Source organism: Pedobacter foliorum, from assembly GCF_013266735.1.
GTDB classification, from domain to species: Bacteria; Bacteroidota; Bacteroidia; order Sphingobacteriales; family Sphingobacteriaceae; genus Pedobacter; species Pedobacter foliorum.
Window position 1 is genome coordinate 18,131 of the sequence record NZ_JABSNU010000009.1, and the last position, 18,481, is coordinate 36,611.

General features: G+C 37.8%; 20 protein-coding genes. 7 read left to right on the forward strand and 13 right to left on the reverse strand.

Going from position 1 to position 18,481, the window contains the following annotated elements:
- Position 1: 1 nt before the first annotated feature.
- Genes hemB through hemA form a run of 3 tightly spaced genes read right to left on the reverse strand, consistent with a single transcriptional unit; the run spans position 2 to position 3,810 of the window.
- On the reverse strand, positions 2 to 970 hold the full coding sequence (gene hemB, locus HQN83_RS17280) for a porphobilinogen synthase (RefSeq protein ID WP_173091676.1): 969 nt from the start codon (positions 968 to 970) through the stop codon (positions 2 to 4).
- A gap of 8 nt (positions 971 to 978) precedes the next feature.
- The gene (gene hemC / locus HQN83_RS17285; protein ID WP_173091678.1) at positions 979 to 2,559 is read right to left on the reverse strand and encodes a hydroxymethylbilane synthase; all 1,581 of its coding nucleotides are present in this window, start codon (positions 2,557 to 2,559) and stop codon (positions 979 to 981) included.
- A gap of 24 nt (positions 2,560 to 2,583) precedes the next feature.
- Complete coding sequence (gene hemA, locus HQN83_RS17290) at positions 2,584 to 3,810, reverse strand: glutamyl-tRNA reductase (protein ID WP_173091680.1); 1,227 nt, start codon at positions 3,808 to 3,810, stop codon at positions 2,584 to 2,586.
- Between the two features lie 172 nt (positions 3,811 to 3,982).
- Here hemA and HQN83_RS17295 point away from each other — a divergent pair, with 172 nt between their 5' ends.
- A complete protein-coding gene (locus tag HQN83_RS17295) occupies positions 3,983 to 4,801 on the forward strand; it encodes an alpha/beta hydrolase family protein (protein ID WP_173091682.1) in 819 nt (272 codons plus the stop codon).
- 216 nt (positions 4,802 to 5,017) lie between these two features.
- Here the strand turns inward: HQN83_RS17295 and HQN83_RS17300 are convergent, their stop codons facing one another.
- The 3 genes from HQN83_RS17300 to HQN83_RS17310 all read right to left on the reverse strand — a co-directional run bounded on the left by HQN83_RS17300 (position 5,018) and on the right by HQN83_RS17310 (position 8,096).
- Positions 5,018 to 5,533 carry a DUF2911 domain-containing protein gene (locus HQN83_RS17300; RefSeq protein WP_173091684.1) on the reverse strand — a complete coding sequence of 172 codons (516 nt, stop codon included), beginning with the start codon at positions 5,531 to 5,533 and terminating at the stop codon, positions 5,018 to 5,020.
- Between the two features lie 71 nt (positions 5,534 to 5,604).
- Entirely contained in the window at positions 5,605 to 7,071 is a 1,467-nt protein-coding gene (locus HQN83_RS17305; protein ID WP_173091686.1) for a gluconokinase, read from the reverse strand.
- 26 nt (positions 7,072 to 7,097) lie between these two features.
- Positions 7,098 to 8,096 (reverse strand): ligand-binding sensor domain-containing protein, encoded by a 999-nt coding sequence (locus tag HQN83_RS17310; protein WP_173091688.1) that lies wholly within the window; start codon positions 8,094 to 8,096, stop codon positions 7,098 to 7,100.
- 223 nt (positions 8,097 to 8,319) lie between these two features.
- Between HQN83_RS17310 and HQN83_RS17315 the strand changes: the two genes are divergently transcribed.
- Positions 8,320 to 8,505 carry a YtxH domain-containing protein gene (locus HQN83_RS17315; RefSeq protein ID WP_173091690.1) on the forward strand — a complete coding sequence of 62 codons (186 nt, stop codon included), beginning with the start codon at positions 8,320 to 8,322 and terminating at the stop codon, positions 8,503 to 8,505.
- Between the two features lie 2 nt (positions 8,506 to 8,507).
- Here the strand turns inward: HQN83_RS17315 and HQN83_RS17320 are convergent, their stop codons facing one another.
- Entirely contained in the window at positions 8,508 to 8,654 is a 147-nt protein-coding gene (locus HQN83_RS17320) for a hypothetical protein (protein ID WP_173091692.1), read from the reverse strand.
- Positions 8,655 to 8,990: 336 nt separating this feature from the next.
- Here HQN83_RS17320 and HQN83_RS17325 point away from each other — a divergent pair, with 336 nt between their 5' ends.
- The 4 genes from HQN83_RS17325 to arsB are packed head-to-tail and all read left to right on the forward strand — an operon-like array spanning position 8,991 to position 11,434.
- On the forward strand, positions 8,991 to 9,320 hold the full coding sequence (locus HQN83_RS17325) for an ArsR/SmtB family transcription factor (protein ID WP_173091694.1): 330 nt from the start codon (positions 8,991 to 8,993) through the stop codon (positions 9,318 to 9,320).
- Positions 9,321 to 9,375: 55 nt separating this feature from the next.
- On the forward strand, positions 9,376 to 9,945 hold the full coding sequence (locus HQN83_RS17330; RefSeq protein ID WP_173091696.1) for a DUF6428 family protein: 570 nt from the start codon (positions 9,376 to 9,378) through the stop codon (positions 9,943 to 9,945).
- Between the two features lie 7 nt (positions 9,946 to 9,952).
- Positions 9,953 to 10,366 (forward strand): arsenate reductase ArsC, encoded by a 414-nt coding sequence (locus tag HQN83_RS17335; protein ID WP_173091698.1) that lies wholly within the window; start codon positions 9,953 to 9,955, stop codon positions 10,364 to 10,366.
- Between the two features lie 6 nt (positions 10,367 to 10,372).
- On the forward strand, positions 10,373 to 11,434 hold the full coding sequence (arsB, locus tag HQN83_RS17340; protein WP_173091700.1) for an ACR3 family arsenite efflux transporter: 1,062 nt from the start codon (positions 10,373 to 10,375) through the stop codon (positions 11,432 to 11,434).
- A gap of 1 nt (position 11,435) precedes the next feature.
- On the opposite strand, the gene HQN83_RS17345 is transcribed toward arsB, so the two are convergent.
- On the reverse strand, positions 11,436 to 12,191 hold the full coding sequence (locus HQN83_RS17345; RefSeq protein WP_173091702.1) for a DeoR/GlpR family DNA-binding transcription regulator: 756 nt from the start codon (positions 12,189 to 12,191) through the stop codon (positions 11,436 to 11,438).
- 51 nt (positions 12,192 to 12,242) lie between these two features.
- Here HQN83_RS17345 and nudK point away from each other — a divergent pair, with 51 nt between their 5' ends.
- Positions 12,243 to 12,827, forward strand: a complete 585-nt coding sequence (nudK, locus tag HQN83_RS17350) for a GDP-mannose pyrophosphatase NudK (protein WP_173091704.1) — start codon at positions 12,243 to 12,245, stop codon at positions 12,825 to 12,827.
- 9 nt (positions 12,828 to 12,836) lie between these two features.
- On the opposite strand, the gene HQN83_RS17355 is transcribed toward nudK, so the two are convergent.
- The 5 genes from HQN83_RS17355 to HQN83_RS17375 form a co-directional block, all read right to left on the reverse strand.
- Positions 12,837 to 13,952, reverse strand: a complete 1,116-nt coding sequence (locus HQN83_RS17355; protein WP_173091706.1) for a Gfo/Idh/MocA family protein — start codon at positions 13,950 to 13,952, stop codon at positions 12,837 to 12,839.
- A 23-nt stretch (positions 13,953 to 13,975) separates the two neighbouring features.
- Positions 13,976 to 15,973: a (E)-4-hydroxy-3-methylbut-2-enyl-diphosphate synthase gene (ispG, locus tag HQN83_RS17360; protein WP_173091708.1), complete on the reverse strand. Its 1,998-nt coding sequence runs from the start codon at positions 15,971 to 15,973 to the stop codon at positions 13,976 to 13,978.
- 49 nt (positions 15,974 to 16,022) lie between these two features.
- Positions 16,023 to 16,637, reverse strand: a complete 615-nt coding sequence (locus HQN83_RS17365; protein WP_173091710.1) for an RDD family protein — start codon at positions 16,635 to 16,637, stop codon at positions 16,023 to 16,025.
- Positions 16,638 to 16,833: 196 nt separating this feature from the next.
- Entirely contained in the window at positions 16,834 to 17,766 is a 933-nt protein-coding gene (locus HQN83_RS17370; protein ID WP_173091712.1) for a LiaF transmembrane domain-containing protein, read from the reverse strand.
- 1 nt (position 17,767) lies between these two features.
- Positions 17,768 to 18,469 carry a PspC domain-containing protein gene (locus HQN83_RS17375; RefSeq protein WP_173091714.1) on the reverse strand — a complete coding sequence of 234 codons (702 nt, stop codon included), beginning with the start codon at positions 18,467 to 18,469 and terminating at the stop codon, positions 17,768 to 17,770.
- Positions 18,470 to 18,481 lie beyond the last annotated feature (12 nt).

Genomic DNA, 18,481 nt, shown 5'->3' on the forward strand with positions numbered 1-18,481 from the left:
ATTACATCCAATTCTTTTCTACAATATCTCTTATATGGTAAGTTGTTATAATGCTTGCTCCTGCGCGTGCAAATGCATGCATGGTCTCCATCACTACTTTTTGTTCATCTATCCAGCCCTTCTCTGCCGCTGCTTTTACCATAGAGTACTCTCCTGATACATTATAGCATGCTATTGGCACATCGGTATGCTGTTTTAGGTTATGTATTACATCAAGATACGCCAAAGCAGGCTTAACCATCAATACATCTGCTCCCTCACTTTCATCAAGCAACGCTTCTCTTAAAGCCTCGTTACCATTTCTGAAATCCATTTGATAGGCTTTCCTATCTCCTTTGCTTGGTGCACAATCAGCAGCCTCTCTGAAAGGGCCATAATATGCAGAAGCAAATTTTGTAGCATGCGACATGATTGCCGTATTTACAAAACCTGCACCATCAAGTACACTTCGCATTGCTCCAACCCTACCATCCATCATATCAGATGGCGCAAGCATATCAGCACCTGCCTGAGCATGGGTAAGTCCCATTTTGGCAATTACCTCAACAGTTGCATCATTTTGTACGTAATCATTTTCTAATATACCACAATGTCCATGTGTTGTATAAGAACAAACGCAAACATCAGTAACGATATATAAATCATCACCAAAATTTTTCTTAAGTAACCGAACAGCCGAAGGCACTAATGAATGATCATGATATGCAGAATGTGCATCCTCACTTTTCTCATCTCCTACACCAAACAGCATTATTTTGTTTACACCTAATTTAAGGCCCTTTTCAACATCTTTAATCAATGTATCTTCAGAGAAATGGCTGATACCCGGCATTGCATCTAAAGCATGTACAACATTTTTTCCCGGTACAACAAAGTATGGGTAAATGAACATATCTTTCGACAGCCTTGTTTCAGCTACCATTTCCCTAACTACAGGGTTTTTCCTTAATCTACGTGGACGGTGTAACATATCTCTCTCTATTTTATTTCTATTCCAAACACTGCCTCTGCCAATCCGATCTCATCTGGCGAGTAAGGTAAGGTATATTTTAGGCCCATTTCATCAAATTTCTTAGCTGTAGAATTACCAATAGCAATAATTTGTTGTTCCGGTTCTAATAAATTATCTACAAAATAAGCTTCAACATTAGATGGACTGGTAAAAATCAGAACATCAGCATTAGTCCTATCTATATCGTCTTCAAATACAGTTTCATAAATAGGTAAGTCAACAACTTTTGTATCTGGAGTTAAAGCTTTCTGGATGCTTAATAAAGAATCTTGTGCTCTAGGGAATAAAACTGTTGTTCCAGCTACTTCTTTAGCAAAAAGTTCAGCAACCTCATCAATGTCTCCACCTTCACCAACATAATCAGCTAAATAGCCAAACTTCCTTAGTGAATCTTCAGAACCTCTTCCTGCAACGCCAAATTTAACGTGTTTAGGCAGTACCGGTTTTAGATTAAAGAAATAATCTACCGCGTTTCTGCTACTAAAGAAAATCCAGTTTACATGTCTGAAATGATATTGATCTAATACAGTTACAACAGGGAAAGTGCGGATCAATGATCTTGCATCAATCTCTATATTGTGTTTCTTTAAAGCTTTTCTAAAATAATTATGCTCTCCAACCTCTCTTGAAATAAACACCGATGCCGGGAATTTTCTATCTGGAGAAAATCTGCTGACAATTTTTTCAGCTAAACCATCAAGGCTTTCTACTCTGTAAAATAAGCGATCAGGAAAATCTTCGTCGGTTTCAGCTTTAGAAGTCCAAACCTCATATAATCCATCCTCTTTTTTGCAGTAACAACCTAATGGCATATGACAACCGCCTTCAAATAGGTTTAATACCTTACGCTCAATTGCAATTTCTTCTGCAGTTGCCGGATCATGTATTTTTTGAAGCAGGTCAAATAGTTCAGTATCGTTTTCTCTGATCTGAATAGCCAAAGCGCCTTGTGCAGGTGCCGGAACCATTTCTGTAGTATCTATTACCTCTACATGGAACTCCGAAAGGTCTATATTTAAACGGTTCACACCAGCTTTAGCCAGCAGAATCGCATCGTAATCTTCGTCTCTTAATTTTTGGATTCGGGTAGGTACGTTACCCCTTAAATCTTCAATATTCAAATCAGGGCGTAATGCTAATATCTGAGCTTTACGTCTGTTAGATGAAGTACCCACCATTGCACCTGTTTTAAGCGATAGGTTTTGAGTAACATCCACACAGTCTTTTAAAATTAAAAGAAGCTCTGCCGGATCTTCACGTTCTGTAACCGCAGCAATTGTTAATCCTGCCGGATGTACGGTAGGTAAGTCTTTATGAGAGTGTACAGCTATGTCGATGGTTCCACCTAAAAGCTCTTCTTCAAGCTCTTTAGTAAAGAAACCTTTACCTTCAAGTTTATCTAATCTTAGATTTAAAATCTTGTCACCTTGCGTTTTGATGATTTTTAAATCTGCTTCAACGCCAATTCCAGCAAGTTTATCTTTAATGAAGTTGGCTTGCCATAAAGCCAGGTCGCTGCCTCTTGTACCGATAGTAAGTCTTTTCACGTTGATGCTAATTTTTTGGCAAATCTAGCTATTCTTAACCAATATCTCTTTAGCCATAACCATTGGTACACTGATGTATTTCTTTTCCATATAATTCATCACGCGTTCTAGCACCATTCTGGAGTTTTCATCCAGGTTATTGATTTCTTCGGCAAAGATACCATTGATAGCAGTATGCTTAATTTCCTTGATTTTCTGAGGAACGCAACTCATAGCGATCTCAATTTCGCGCTGGCGCAATACCAGTTCAAAATCTTTGATGTTCTGTTCGATGATGTGTTCTGCGTTAACCAGTTCATCATAGCGTTCTTGTATATTTTTGCGGGCAACTTCTTTTAAAGATTCTACCTCTATGAAATGTATTGGGAAGTTTTTCACCACTTCGGGAGCAGTGTCATTAGGGATGGCAAGATCTACAATTACCTTTTTACCGGTATCACCATTTAATAATTTCTTATAGATGGCTTCAGTAATGATAGGTTCTGTAGCGCCGGTACAGGTAATAATTACATCAAATCCCTGATCGTAATTTTCCAGTTCTGAAAGTGGATATGCGGTGCCATTTAAATCTTTGGCCAGAACTTCTGCATGTTCTAAAGTTCTGTTAAACACAGAAAAATTAGAGTATTTGTGTTTTTTAAGGTATTGAGCTATGTTTTTGTTGGTTTCTCCGGCTCCTATGATGAGCAATTTTACATTGCCACACATTTTTAGATCACGAAGTTTACGATAGGCAAGAGATACTATGGAGACGGGATTCTTGGAGATGTTGGTATGTGTATAAACCTCTTTAGCTGTTTTTACCACACGATTCATAATCATCCGCATATAGTCGCCCGTAAATCCGGCAACTCTACATGCCTCATAAGCCTTACGAATCTGAGCAAGGATTTCCTTTTCTCCAACAACCAGACTTTCTAAAGAACATGATGTACGAAGTAAATGATTAAACGCCTCACCCTCTTCATAAACAGAAACATTTTCTATAAACTGATCCATATATTGATCAGGCAATCCCATATCTAGTACGGTAAGAAAATGACGAATAAAATCTTTGTCAACTTTTTCTGCAGCAGTGAATACGAATTCAACACGATTGCACGTTCCAACATAGAATATTTCTTTAACACCTAGCACAGATTGAATGTTTTTCAATCTGTCATCGAGCGTATGCTCACATATCACCAATTTACCTAAAGATTTGAGGTCAATCTGTTTATGCGTAAAAGCAATGATCTTTAAATATTCCAAAATCTATTATCCTGTTTATTTTTAGCGAAACAAAAGTAATAAGACCACCTTGTTCCACTGTCATTATGCTGTAATTAAGAGTTATTTAGAAAGATTTTAAATAATTAGATTCATTTAAACATCCCGACATAAAAATTGTTATATTGGCTAAACACCATAAATGCAGTCATATATGATACGAAAGGGGCAATTTACAATAAAAGGAGCAAACGAAAAAACCATATTTGGTGACACTACATATGACGATAAAAATACAAACATTGGCACCATAATATTTGTTCACGGCTTTAAAGGCTTTAAAGATTGGGGTGCACACAACCTAATTGCTGAATGGTTTGCCAAAAATGGCTACCGTTATGTTAAGTTTAACCTTAGCCACGGCGGAGTAACAGCGCAAAATCTGAATGATGTAACCGATATGGAAGCCTTTGCTGAGAATACATTTAGCAAGGAGCTTTTTGATGTTGCTCAGGTTGTTAACTATGTTTCGAGCACCTACCCCTCCTCTCCTATTTACCTGATTGGACATAGCAGAGGTGGAGGATTATCAATAATAAAAGCCGCAAACGATGCCAGAATCAGTAAATTAATTACATGGTCATCAATAGCTGATTTTTCAAGTCTCTGGAAAAAAGAACAGGAAGAAGAATGGGCTAAAACAGGCAAAATCTATGTAGAAAATGCACGAACAAAAGAAAAGATGCCTTTAAACAGCACTTTGCTAGAAGACTTTAATAAACACGAAGAAGAGTTTAATATTCTTAATGCAGCCAAGCGAATAAGCATTCCTTGGTTAATTCTGCACGGCGATGATGATGTAAATGTGAAATTTAGTGTAGCACAGCAATTGGCACAGAAACAACTGAGTGCAAAAATACAAAAGATTGAAGGAGCCAATCATGTTTATGGAGCATCACATCCGTATACTTCATCAAGCTTACCTGATCACTTACAGCAGGTAGTAGAAAAGACGCTGCAATTTATTAGTTAAGTTCTTTGTGTTTACACACATAACTTCATAAACCACGTCATCCTGAATTTATTTCAGAACCTCTCACAGAATATAAAACCTGCTTAAACGAGATCCTGAAATAAATTCAGGATGACGTGGTGCACAAAACAACGTTTGCATTACAAAACACCATGCATAAAAAAGGGTGTCATCAACATTGATGACACCCCTTCTTCATTCGAATTTCTTTACCGACTACTTAACAGTAAACGGCACTACTACAGTACCCCACAAAAGGCTAACTTTTCCTGATTTTTCAATTTTAAAAGTCATTTTCTCTGTTGCCGAAGCTGCTTTACCAGGTTTTACTTTTACTGATAATGCATCATCTGCTGCATTGTATTCAGTGCCAGACTTATCCCATTTCTTGTTAAAAATGATAGTCCATTCATTTTCTCCAGGAATTGAATGCAAAGCGTATTTACCTTTAGGCAATGCTTTACCTTCAACTTTTACATCTTTACTTACTTCAAATATGGTAGCTTCATTAGCTCCTGTACGCCATACTTTACCATAAGGGGCAATTTCGCCGCCAATTTTACGACCTTTAACTGAAGGCTGACTGTAATTAATACTTACAGTAGCTCCAGATGCAAGGGTTTCTTTTACTGCATCTGGTGGGCTTGCTCTTTTGCTTTTATCTTCCTGAGCAGAACTAGTCATTGCGGTAAACAAACCGACAATTAATGTTAATACAAATATTTTTTTCATACTATTAGGTTTTTACCCCCAAGATAAGAAAATAACTTTAATAAAATAACCACCTTTCATAAAGGCCAATGCTAGTCCCTTTGAGCATTCATGTTGTGAAATTCGTGCATGGTATCCTTTAAGTCAGCATAAAGCTTTTTATAAATGATAAAATTTCTCAAGTAAATTTCTGTGCTTGAAAAGTTCGCCTTAATAGTTTTTAAATCAGTCGCTAACAAATCAGGGTAGTTACCAATTAAACCGAGAGTTTTCATTGCTAATAAAGCAGCACCGACAGCCGAAGCATCTTCAGTTTGTGTAATCACCACATCTTTCCCGGTTATGTCTGCCATTATCTGCATCCAGATTTCTGATTTCACAATTCCTCCACTAATATTGATCTGTTTAACCGGGGCGGAATTTTCTTCAATAGCAACAAGAACATCGTACATGGCATAGCAAATTCCCTCCAGTACAGCTCTCGAAAAATGACCTTTATCATGTGCTAATTTTGCACCAAAAAACACACCGCAGCCTTCGCTATCCCATATTGGTGCGCGATCTCCTGTGAGGTAAGGCAGAAACAGCAAACCATTACTCCCTGCTTTTATTGCTGCAACCTCTGCAAAAAGCTGGTCATAATCGGTTTCTTCTAATTCCTGTTTACTATTGCTTTTTAGCCACCATTGCAAAGCAATACCACCGTTATTTATTGGGCCGCCACATATAAAAGTTTGTTTATCTAAAATGTAGCTAAATGTCATCGCCTTTTCGTTTGGCAAGGGCCTATCACTTGCAATTCGTACAGCACCGCTTGTGCCAATAGTCATAACAGCTATGCCAGGCTTAATACCCCCACTCCCCAGATTGGCCATGCAACCATCACTTGCACCGATTACCACAGGCACACCCGACTCAAGAAATTTCATATAATCTGTTGGTACAGGCTCCGAAAGCAATTCATCGCCTATTCCCGCCATATTCAGTGCATTTTTATGCCAAATTAGCTGATTAACATCAAACAAACCTGTACATGAGGCTATAGAATGATCTATCTTAAATTCTTTGAAAAGCTTATACCAAATGTATTCTTTTATGGAAATGAACTTAGATGTACGAGCAAACAAATCCGGATCATTCTCCTTTAACCAAATGATTTTGCACAAAGGAGACATTGCATGTAGTGGTGTACCGGTTGCCTTATAAATTGACAAGCCAATTTCAGACTGCCTTAGTTTTTTAGCGATTTCGGCACTTCTGTTATCTGCCCAGGTTATCATTGGAGCCAGTGCGGCACCAGTTTCATCAACAGGTATAAGGCTATGCATTGCACTGCTAAGACATATTGCTTTTGGCATATTGCCAACTTCAACGATCATCTCATCCATACTTTTCTTAAAAGCATCCCAGATTTCTTCTGGATTCTGTTCATGAAACCCAGGTTTTGGTGAGTTAAAAGAATAATACTGCTGAACAGCCCCAAACGACTTACCTTCAAGATCGACAGATACGGCCTTTACACTCCCCGTACCGATGTCTATCCCTATAACATAATCCATAATGACAATTTAATACTGCAAGATAATCAATCTCTATAAACAACGAGACCTCCATAAATAGTACCCAACCATTTACCTCCCTTTCTATCAATTGCCATACATTTAATGGGAGAATCAGTATCAGGCGAAGATAAAACAGCACCATTTTTATCACCAAATTGATAAAGATCGAATCCGCCAACCCAAATTCTATCGTTATCTATTGCTACTGCATTTAAGCCCCTTGCCATTTCTGGACCAGCAATCTCATCCCAAATTGTACCATTAAAGCGAATTACCGATTTCTCAGCTGTACCTGTTAATGTAACCAGCACTTGATTCTGTTTATCTATAGCTAAACTATAGGGAAAAGCAGACCTATAACCAAGTTCATCTAACTTAAAAGTGGTCCAGTCATTTTCATCAAATTTTCTAATTCTCCCTTTAAATGCGAAATGATTAAAGGTAGCCAACCATAAGGCGCCATTACGATCTACTTCCATATCGTATATTGCTTCGTCCCCCAATTCATCGTATACCTTCCAATTGTTCCGCTCATCTATGCTTACAAAACCATTGGCTGTTGCTATCCAGGTAATTTTTCGAACCGAATCATAGGTCATACAACTAATACACTCATCAGGTAGAGCACTATTGTACTTTTTATAAACAGTCCATTTCTGATCATGATATTTAGCCAATCCCTTATCAGTGCCAATCCAGACTACCCCATTATTTTCTGTTAAAACCGATGTAATATAAAATGAAGGGAGAGGAGAACTCTGGACATCAAAAACCATCCAATTACTGCCCTCTATTCTCGTCAAGCCGTTAGCAGTACCTACCCACTTAACATTATTGTTATCAATAGAAAGAGCATTTATCTGATTATCGGCAATTTTAGAGTTTGATGCATTATATATCCCCCAACCTTTTGGAGGTTCAAGGCCATCATCAATTACATCCGGATCAGCTACTAAACTCTTCTTTTTACACCCACTCAATAGAAGCGAAAGGATCAAAATAGAGCTTAATAGCCTTTTCATAAATACCGGACTTTATGTTTTTCAGATAAAATGCATTAGGCAAAATTAAACAACCCGGTATTCAATAAATGTGCAGATAAAATCAATATTTCATGAAAGACCATTAGATTCCGGTAACATCAAATACTTATTTTTACGAGTAACTACCAACATGTCAGCGCTTAGCATTCAAACCATTTTCAATTTTGTTTGTTAACCTTAAGTACATTAAAATTTAAAACAAATGGGATTATTTAAAACTGCACTAATAGGAGCCGCCGTATACGGGATAGTTAAATATGTAACTAAAAAAGACATCACCGGTCGTTCAATAGTTGATGACATTAAAGATAAAGCACCCGAATGGATGGAAAAAGCTAAAAACTTAAAAGACGAATTAAAAGTAGAGCTTGAAAAACAACGGCACTAACGTTACTTAGTTTTTTGAGGTACCCAAATAAAATAAACCGGAACTTTCTTAATGTCCTTAGGCATTCCTGTAGATGATTTTCTCCAGCGTTTTTGCAATTCCGATGCAGATAGAGCCCTAAATTCCGGCGTTATTGATATACCCTTCATAAATCAGTAAAATTATATTCATTAAAATTACTAATATTTTTAGTAATCAGGAAGTGTAATTTTCAATATTTTGACAATTAATCCTTGCCACTTTCTTGTATTCACATTAGGGTCATCTCTGCGCAAAGTCCGCACCTAATGCGCACCTCCTGCGCAGCTTGCACACAAATTGGTACTTTCGTGCGCAGAATCTCCGTAGCAGGTGCGCAGAATCTCCGAATAAGCTAACCATCTATTAAAAGCAAGTACACAGTCTTAGAAATGTCAGGATACACTACTTTATTTAAAAAGATTTTGTTTTGCATCTAATACATCGTAATATTGCGATACATAATTATGGGACTTACAAAAACAGAAATATTTACTGAAGAACAAAACCGCTTAGCGGTAATGCTCAAAGCTATGGCCCACCCCGCCCGCATTGCTATTTTGCAACAGATTATTAAAGCCAATGCCTGTATCTGTGGAGATCTGGTTGAAGAACTTGGGCTAGCACAGGCCACTATCTCTCAACATTTAAAAGAGCTGAAAACTGCAGGCATTATTCAGGGGACAATTGAAGGCGTAAGTGTTTGTTACTGCATCAATCCAACAGTATGGAAGGAGCTTCAACAACAACTATCCGGATTCTTTTCAACCTATGAATTAAAGACAAACTGCTGTTAAAAAAATTTGCACCAATCTATCGCAATATTGCAATTAAACAATTAAATAAATTATCATGAATACAACTGAATTAATCAACTGGCAAACATTTAAAAGTAAACTACAGGAAAACCCGGAACTTACTTTACAATTTCAGTACGCAGAAGATAAGTGGGTTGATGCTTCTTATCATATCACTGAAATTAAACAAGCTCCTATCGTATCTGTGGATTGCGGAGGTGTTATGAACACTTGGACTGAAATTATAGTTCAACTTTGGGAACCATCTGTTAGAGATAGTGATAGAGCAATGCAGGTTAAAAAAGCACTCTCTATTGTTGAACTTGTAGAAAAAAGCTTGCCATTAAATCCACTGGCGATAGTAAAGATAGAATTCGGAAACTCTCAGTTTGATACCCGTCAGATGTACCCCGGAGAATTTATCATAGATAATGGAAACTTTATTGTTAACCTGAGCCCTGATTTCACCCAATGCAAAGCCATCAATAGAGGCGGAAGTTGTGGCACTACAGAAACAGGTGAAGAATGCTGTACTCCTGCTGTTAAAGAAGAAAAACCAAAAATACAATTGATAAACTTTGCTGCTGAAGGTGCCACTTGCACTCCAGGTAGCGGTTGCTGCTAATTAAAATATGAAAAAGATACTTGTATTATGTACCGGCAATAGTTGCCGCAGTCAGATTGCTGAAGGCTACCTGAGACACTTTGCCAACAACAAAGCAGAGATTTATAGTGCTGGAATAGAAACGCATGGCGTAAATCCGAAAGCTATTGAGACCATGAAGGAAGATGATATCGACATCTCGTCTCACACTTCTAACAACATCAATGAGTACATGGATATTGATTTTGATTACGTCATCACAGTATGTGACAATGCTAAAGAAAGCTGTCCTTACTTTCCGACTAAAGCTCAGAAATTCCATTACAATTTTCCTGATCCAGCAAAAGCAACAGGAACTGACGAAGAAATCAAAGCCCAATTTAGAACTGTAAGGGAGATGATCAAACAGTATGCACAAACCTTTATAAAAACAAATATCTAATTATCAATGTCCGCTACTAATTGCTTCCCGGCAAGGGAAAGGAGAAAATTAAGCTTCCTCGATCGCTACTTAACCTTATGGATATTCCTTGCTATGGCCGTTGGTATTGGAATAGGATATTTGTTTCCATCCTCATCCACACTTATCAATTCATTTTCCAGCGGAACTACAAATATTCCGCTGGCTATCGGATTGATTCTCATGATGTACCCTCCCCTGGCCAAAGTTAAATATGAAAATATGGGAAGGGTATTTAAAGACACTAAAGTGCTCTCGCTATCCCTAATATTAAACTGGATTATAGGACCGATCCTTATGTTTATTTTAGCTATCGTTTTTTTACACGATTATCCAGAATACATGGTAGGCCTAATTCTTATCGGCCTTGCCAGATGCATTGCGATGGTAGTTGTATGGAACGAGCTTGCAGAGGGTGACAGAGAATATGCCGCTGGTCTGATTGCCTTAAACAGCATTTTTCAGGTTTTACTATACAGTGTATTCGCTTACATCTTTATCACTGTTTTGCCTCCTTTATTTGGATTAAAAGGACTAGAAGTTAATATCACTATTGGCCAAATTGCTGAAAGCGTAGCTATTTATCTCGGGATACCTTTTGCAATGGGTCTTATAACCCGTTATGGATTAATAAAACTAAAAGGGGAAATCTGGTTTCAGACTAAATTTGTCCCGCTCATCTCCCCCATCACCCTTATCGCATTGTTATTCACAATTGTGATCATGTTTAGTCTAAAGGGCGATCTGATCATAAAGATTCCTATGGATGTACTGCGGATAGCAATACCATTGGTTATCTATTTTGCTATCATGTTCATCTTTAGCTTCCTTATGGGTAAATATTTGGGTGCAGATTATGCTAAAAATACGGCAATTGCCTTTACTGCAACCGGCAATAATTTTGAACTGGCAATAGCTGTCGCAATTGGAGTTTTTGGTATCAATTCAGGACAAGCATTTGCAGGAGTAATAGGACCATTAGTTGAGGTCCCGGCTCTCATTGCATTGGTAAATGTTGCTTTTTGGTTTAGGAAAAAGTATTACAAATAAACTATTGCAACACCTTCACTCCTTGCTCCTCAATTTCCATTTTTAAGGTAGGTTCCAGTTGAGTATCGGTAATTAAAAAGTCTATTGTTTTTAGGGCCTCAAATTTAACATAGGCATCTTTTCCAATCTTTGAAGAGTCGGTAAGTAAATAAACCTGCTCCGCATTCCTCAGAAAAGCCTTTGTTATTTGAGACTCTTTCTCACTATGAGCTGTTAAACCATTTTTTACAGACACACCATCCACTCCTACAAAAGCTTTGACAGCATGAAAATTATCAATGTGCTGAACTGCCATATCCCCATGCACAGCTCTACGTTCTTTATCCAGCTCACCTCCAATCAGATTAATGCTAATGCCAGGCACATCTACTAATTCAGCCACTATTGGCAGAGAATTGGTAATGATCTTTAGTCTACTAAGCTTCTTTAAATGGGCGCACATTGCAAATACTGTACTTCCACAATCCATAAATATAGTATCTCCATCTACCACATTCGCAGCTGCCACTTTACCTATTTCTTGCTTGCTCCCTGCGTTGGCAGTTTGTTTTTTATTGAATGCAACCAATGGCAGATTGTCCAGTTTCATTGCACCTCCATGCGTTCGCTGCAACACGCCCTCTTCAGAAAGATCTTGCAAATCCCTTCTAACTGTTGCCGGAGATATTGATAATTTCTCCGAGATCTCCATTACAGATAATGAATCAAACTCATCAAGTATCATTAAAATCTTTTTCTTTCTTTCCAGAAAACTCATATTAATAAATTACATTTGATCAAAAATAATCATTATTAATCACAATCAGTCATGAATAACACTGTAAATATTATTAAAGAAGAAATTTTATCAGATGACTGGTATGTTCTAAAGAAAACCACATTCAATTTCTTGACCAAAAAAGGGATACAGGAAACATTAAGCAGAGAAACCTATGATCGTGGAAACGGAGCTACAATCCTATTGTATAACAGGCTACTACAAACAGTTATTCTCATTAAACAATTCCGCTTTCCTACTTATGTTAATGGCAACGTTACTGGAATGCTCATCGAAACATGCGCCGGTTTACTTGATGAAAATAGTCCGGAGGAAGCCATTCGCAGAGAAACAGAGGAAGAAACTGGTTACGTATTATCCTCTGTTCAAAAAGTATTTGAGGTTTACATGAGCCCAGGTTCGGTTACTGAAAAACTATATTTCTTTATTGCCGAATACACTACGGATATGAAAACAAATGTAGGGGGCGGCGTAGAAGATGAAGATATTGAAGTATTGGAAATACCATTTAATACCGCAATGCAAATGATCACAACAGGCGAGATTAAGGATGGAAAAACGATCATGTTACTTCAACATCTTGCACTTTCAAAAATTATGGAGCAAGCTCCTTAATGAATGAGCTTACAATTTTAGCGGAATCTTTTTACCTGTTTTAGCTGCAAGATAAATAGCTTCTATAATTTTCAGATCCTTTAATCCCTCTTCTCCATTTACAGGTACAATCGGTTCCTTTCCTTCTAAAATAATTCCGGCCATTTCTTCCATTTGTACGGTTTGATGGGTAGTATGTGGCTGTGTTAATTCACCTTTATGTGTACGCCCTTTTATTGGCCCATAGCCGGTAGAAGGTTGCATTTCGGCAAAACCTTTTTCACCTGACAAGAAAAACCTATCAAGGTAATTGATGTTATAGCTCGACAAGTAAGAAGCTACTGCCCCTCCGGGAAATCCCATTTGGAACTGAATAGTTTCATCTACCCCTTCTTTAAATATTTGAGGATTTGTTTTAGTTTCCTGTGCAGTTACCCACATCGGCTCTTCACCAATCATGTATCTGGAGCCATTAATGGCATAAATACCGATATCCATCATTGAACCTCCACCTGCAAGTTGTTTATTCAATCGCCATTGGGTTGGATCACCTATTTTAAAACCACATTGACCCTGAAAAAACATGACTTTTCCGAATTCACCGGCATTCCTCATTCTGATAACCTCTAGTGTTTTAGGTTCAAAATGCATTCTATAACCAACCAGCAATTTCACGTTTGCTTTTTTACAAGCATCAATCATTTCTTGTCCTTCTTTAGGACTTATTGCCATGGGTTTCTCACAAATAACATGTTTTCCAGCTTTAGCAACACGAATTACCTGATCGTGATGCAGCGCGTTGGGAGTTATTACATAAACTGCATCGATATCCGGATTGTCCTTAATCTGGTCAAAGTTCTGATAGTTATAACAGTTCTTCTCTGGAATAGCATACTTGTCCTGCCAGTTCTTAATTTTAGAGGGTGTTCCACTAATAACACCTACCAGTTTAGCTTTTACACAAGACTGCATAGCATCGGCTACACGGCTTCCATAACCGCCTAACCCCATAATGGCAACACGTAATACAGGTCCGTCATAAGTTTCAGGTTCAATTAAACTTTCTGCCCAGCCCGAAAGCGGTACAAAAGGCAAAACAATAGAAGAAAGTCCTAGTTTCTGTAAAAAGTCACGACGTGAATCCATAATTGCGTTATTTAAAACACAATTTACACATTTTTTACTTCTACCCAATTACCATCTTCTCTAATCAATTCAATCAGATCATCAAGTGCACGAGCAGAATTCACATTTTTCTTTACAACCTCTTTTCCACGATATAAGGTGATTTTATCAGGACCAGTACCAACGTATCCGTAATCAGCATCAGCCATTTCGCCGGGACCGTTTACAATACAACCCATAATACCTATTTTGATCCCTTTTAAATGATCGGTACGTGAACGGATAAGTTGAGTAGTTTCCTGAAGGTCGAACAATGTACGTCCGCAGCTTGGACAAGAAATATATTCAGTTTTAGAAATACGAGTACGTGTAGCTTGTAAAATACCAAAACTTGTAGAGTTAATTAATGATAAGCTTATCGCTTCATCCGCACTGATCCATACACCATCACCAAGTCCATCCGTAAATAAAGCGCCCAGATCAGTGGCTGCAAATAGCATCAGATCATCAGCATTAACACCCGGATATTCTCTTTTTATGATAACCGGAACTTGCAGATTATTCTTTATTAAGGATACAAAGAACTCCCTTTGCATTGCCATACCGTGTGCAGCAGTAGTATCTAATACCACAACAACGTTAGGCTGCAACTTAGAAAGGTCTTTATCAGCAGCCTCTTCAGCTTTTATACTAACTAGGTTTAAATGCTCATCTTTAACATCAGCGGCAATATATTCATCAAATAAAAACAAAGGATGACAGTTGTTCTTATCCTTTAAATTTAACCAGGTTTGATAATTGTAAATCTGCTTTAAATTCCCTGGAAAAGAGAATGAAGGCAATGCATCACCAAGATAAACCATATCAGTAGCCTGATCGGCCATGTTATACTTATCTAATCCAGCACTATATTTATAACCAACTGAAGTTAAAAAATAAGGGTCTTTTAAGTTTTCTTTAGATACATCAATCATCACTACAGGATGATGATGACCGCCAATATGTTGTACAGGTTCAGTATGCCTGCGATTGTACTCGTAAGGATTATAAGGAAGGTCTTTAACAGTAATGCTTTCCCGTTGTTCGGCGATATTTGAATTCTCTTCACTTAACAACGCTCTGGTTTCATACCTTAAAGCCAATGCTTTTGCAACCGGAGCTTCAAATTCAGGATCTTCAGTTAGGGAAACTCTAATGGTATCACCCAATCCGTCTTCCAATAATGTTCCGATACCAACTGCCGATTTAATACGACCATCTTCTCCATCACCTGCCTCAGTTACTCCAAGGTGCAAAGGATAATTCATCCCCTCTTTCACCATGGTTTCTACCAATAAACGGTACGCCTGAACCATAATCTGTGTATTACTGGCTTTCATTGAGATTACCAGATTGTAATAATTCTGGTCTTCGCACATGCGGATAAATTCCATTGCCGACTCAACCATCCCTCTCGGTGTATCGCCATAATGGCTCATGATACGATCGGATAATGAGCCGTGGTTAGTACCAATGCGCATTGCCGTTCCATATTCCTTACAGATCTTTACCAGAGGTGTAAATTTCTTGTATATGCGATCCAGCTCAGCCTGATAAGCTTGCTGGGTATATTCAATATTTTCGAAGCGTTTCTTATCTGCGTAATTTCCCGGGTTTACCCTTACCTTTTCAACAATACGGGCCGCAGCTTCAGCAGCATTTGGCGTAAAGTGGATATCGGCAACCAAAGGCACATTATAGCCACGAAACCTTAGTTCTTTTTTAATATTAGCAAGATTATCTGCTTCCTTCATACTTGGAGCAGTAATACGAACGTACTCGCAACCTGAGTTTACCATTCTAATGGTTTGCTCAACCGTACCCAAAGTATCCATGGTATCAGTTGTAGTCATAGATTGGATACGGATTGGATTTAATCCTCCCATAGGGATATCCCCGATACTAACCTCTCTGGTTAGAAACCTTGAATACTGGGTTAAACTGTTACAATACCCGCCTTTTAACTCTTTCTGTAACGTGCTCTGATCAAATACTTTTTCCATGACTTACTAATGTGCTACAAAGATAAAGATTATGTTTATAACTGTAATGTCAGATCAATCGGTCTTTTATAACCAATGTATCAGCCGCCAAATCATGAAAACATTGTTGTTTCTTATTCAGAAAGCTATATAAATAGCCGAAAAAGAATGGTGCTACAGATAATATCTTAGCAGCATTTCGGCCATAGGCGTTGTTTAAACTGATCTTATTTCCACCAAGGTCTGTGACTTTAATATTAAGCAATCGCTTACCAATAGTAGCTTGTTTATCAGATGCTTCAGCTATACTGCTATAAATGAATTTAGCAATAGAGATAAGCGGTAATCCTGCTAATGCTACCATAATGCGCTGAGTTTTCTCTTCTATAAAGATGAAACTTAACAGTACCAGCAATACGTAAGCGAGTGTTAAGAAAAAATAATCTATAACAGAAGCGAGTAAACGCTGATCAAAAGAAGCAAAGTATTGAGGTGCGGTTTTTTGAAATGTAAAACCAAGAAGCTCACGCAGTTCTTGTAACTCGTGAGCTTCTTTATAATCATCCATCCCTGGCTTCCTGATAAAAGTTTCAGGGCGGATATTTAGTGACTTTAATTGTTCTAATTGATATGGGCCTTCCGGCTTTCCGTTTATTACAACGGTATATTCAATTTCATTCTGCATTATTTATCATTTGTTGTCATCCTGAATCAAGATTTGCGAATCGCATTTTATTAACCGTTTAGCTAAAGCAATCGTCATCCTGAATTTATTTCAGGACCTCTCACTTGCCAGGCCACCTTTCTCTTGAGTGATCCTGAAATAAATTCAGGATGACGAATTGGTGAAGGATGACGGACTAGTGTAAGATGACGATCGGTTAATAGCGATTTACCTCAAAGCTACTCAATCCTCCATCTAAATTGATAAATATCTTTTTTACTGATGCTTTATAGTTTGGAGTTTCATAAGTACCATCCTCCAATTTAGTAAATCCGGTAAAGTCTTTTGATGAAAGACCTGTTTTGGTTTTAATCCTGCATCCTGAATTTGTTGGGATTTTAATTTTAACATCTGCTACACCTGTTTTCACATTCACATCTGTGATAGGCAATAAATCTCCAATCTTAATATTCAAAGCTGCTGCACCACCATCAAAAGTGAAAGCGCGTACTTTGTATTCCGAAAGATCGAAATCTACTTCTCCGGCACCCATGCTCATATGAATTTCCCAGGTAGGCTTGATATTTAATTTCATATCAACGTCATTCCCCCCATCACCCATATTCCATTTAGAGTTGCCTTTCATTTTAAAATTAACCGTAGTTACACTATCAGTTTTTTCTGTTTGCAATGAAAAGGTTCCTCCTCTTTTTTGTACATCAGCAGTGATTAAGCTATCCGTTGGACCTTTAAGATCAAAAGATGTTCCGCCGCCAGAGATATTCAAAACAGTTTTGGTAGATGCAGAGTCAGTAAAAGGGTGCGAAAAGCTTAAATGTTCAGATTCATTATTATCAAAATTTACATCTTCTTCAATATGCGAATTCGACCATACTCTATCTTCCGGGGCTTGTCTGCCTTTGTAAAACAGAACGCCTAAAGTAATCACAAGAATCCCGATAGATATCATTCCACCCACCTGTGATTTGTTCTTGTTAAAAAGAATATTTACACCCGCAATGATTAAAAATATTGGCCAGAAACGCCATACATTACGCCAGTAAAAATCGATTATATGAAAGTTCTCTAAAAGGAGTACCCCACCTATAAAAAGCAGTACAATACCCCACATTACTCTATCCAGTTTCATCTTATATATCTTTTTTGGTGAATCTATCGTCTATTTTACTTTCGCCTGTAGCTGGGTTTTCAGGAACATCTGTAGGTGTAGGATTTAACGGTTCAGCTGGGCTATCCTGAGTATTTTGTCTTTTCCACTCTTCCCACGCATCTTTTCTTTTAGATTTAAGAATAAAGCTTACCCCTATTGCAACAAATACCAGTGGCCACAACTTACTTATGCTAAACCAGAAAGGGATAATATTAAACTCGTTCATTAAAAAATACATACCTATTACGAGTAAAAACAGTCCCCCTATTGTTCGGCCAGTATCACTTTTTTGATAAGGCTTAAACTCAGGTTGTTTCTGTTCAGTAGTAAAACCTCCTTCATTTACTGTCGATGAAGTCCAACTTTGCGATTGCGCGGGGTTTGGAGTTTCAACCGGGTTTTGAAAAGGTTGCGAGAACGCATTTGGCGAGTTAAAAGGGTTGTTTTGTGGCCCTTTATAAAAGTCATTAAATTTTGAAAATCTTTTTGCCGGATCGTTATTTACAGGTACTACAATCCACATGATGACATACACCAAAATCCCTGTTCCAACTAAAAAGATGGTTGAGAGTACGAACAATAATCTGATTATCGTCACATCCACCTCCATGTACTCTGCAATTCCAGATGACACACCTGCAATTACTTTCTCATGCTCATTTCTAAATAATCTCTTGTCCATAATATATTTCCT

Excerpts from the sequence above, each read along its gene's own strand:
- hemB (WP_173091676.1), bottom strand. The coding sequence starts at position 970 with ATGTTACACCGTCCACGTAGATTAAGGAAAAACCCTGTAGTTAGGGAA.
- HQN83_RS17295 (WP_173091682.1), top strand. The coding sequence starts at position 3,983 with ATGATACGAAAGGGGCAATTTACAATAAAAGGAGCAAACGAAAAAACC.
- HQN83_RS17300 (WP_173091684.1), bottom strand. The coding sequence starts at position 5,533 with ATGAAAAAAATATTTGTATTAACATTAATTGTCGGTTTGTTTACCGCA.
- HQN83_RS17305 (WP_173091686.1), bottom strand. The coding sequence starts at position 7,071 with ATGGATTATGTTATAGGGATAGACATCGGTACGGGGAGTGTAAAGGCC.
- HQN83_RS17310 (WP_173091688.1), bottom strand. The coding sequence starts at position 8,096 with ATGAAAAGGCTATTAAGCTCTATTTTGATCCTTTCGCTTCTATTGAGT.
- HQN83_RS17315 (WP_173091690.1), top strand. The coding sequence starts at position 8,320 with ATGGGATTATTTAAAACTGCACTAATAGGAGCCGCCGTATACGGGATA.
- HQN83_RS17320 (WP_173091692.1), bottom strand. The coding sequence starts at position 8,654 with ATGAAGGGTATATCAATAACGCCGGAATTTAGGGCTCTATCTGCATCG.
- HQN83_RS17325 (WP_173091694.1), top strand. The coding sequence starts at position 8,991 with ATGGGACTTACAAAAACAGAAATATTTACTGAAGAACAAAACCGCTTA.
- HQN83_RS17330 (WP_173091696.1), top strand. The coding sequence starts at position 9,376 with ATGAATACAACTGAATTAATCAACTGGCAAACATTTAAAAGTAAACTA.
- HQN83_RS17335 (WP_173091698.1), top strand. The coding sequence starts at position 9,953 with ATGAAAAAGATACTTGTATTATGTACCGGCAATAGTTGCCGCAGTCAG.
- arsB (WP_173091700.1), top strand. The coding sequence starts at position 10,373 with ATGTCCGCTACTAATTGCTTCCCGGCAAGGGAAAGGAGAAAATTAAGC.
- HQN83_RS17345 (WP_173091702.1), bottom strand. The coding sequence starts at position 12,191 with ATGAGTTTTCTGGAAAGAAAGAAAAAGATTTTAATGATACTTGATGAG.
- nudK (WP_173091704.1), top strand. The coding sequence starts at position 12,243 with ATGAATAACACTGTAAATATTATTAAAGAAGAAATTTTATCAGATGAC.
- HQN83_RS17355 (WP_173091706.1), bottom strand. The coding sequence starts at position 13,952 with ATGGATTCACGTCGTGACTTTTTACAGAAACTAGGACTTTCTTCTATT.
- ispG (WP_173091708.1), bottom strand. The coding sequence starts at position 15,973 with ATGGAAAAAGTATTTGATCAGAGCACGTTACAGAAAGAGTTAAAAGGC.
- HQN83_RS17365 (WP_173091710.1), bottom strand. The coding sequence starts at position 16,637 with ATGCAGAATGAAATTGAATATACCGTTGTAATAAACGGAAAGCCGGAA.
- HQN83_RS17370 (WP_173091712.1), bottom strand. The coding sequence starts at position 17,766 with ATGAAACTGGATAGAGTAATGTGGGGTATTGTACTGCTTTTTATAGGT.
- HQN83_RS17375 (WP_173091714.1), bottom strand. The coding sequence starts at position 18,469 with ATGGACAAGAGATTATTTAGAAATGAGCATGAGAAAGTAATTGCAGGT.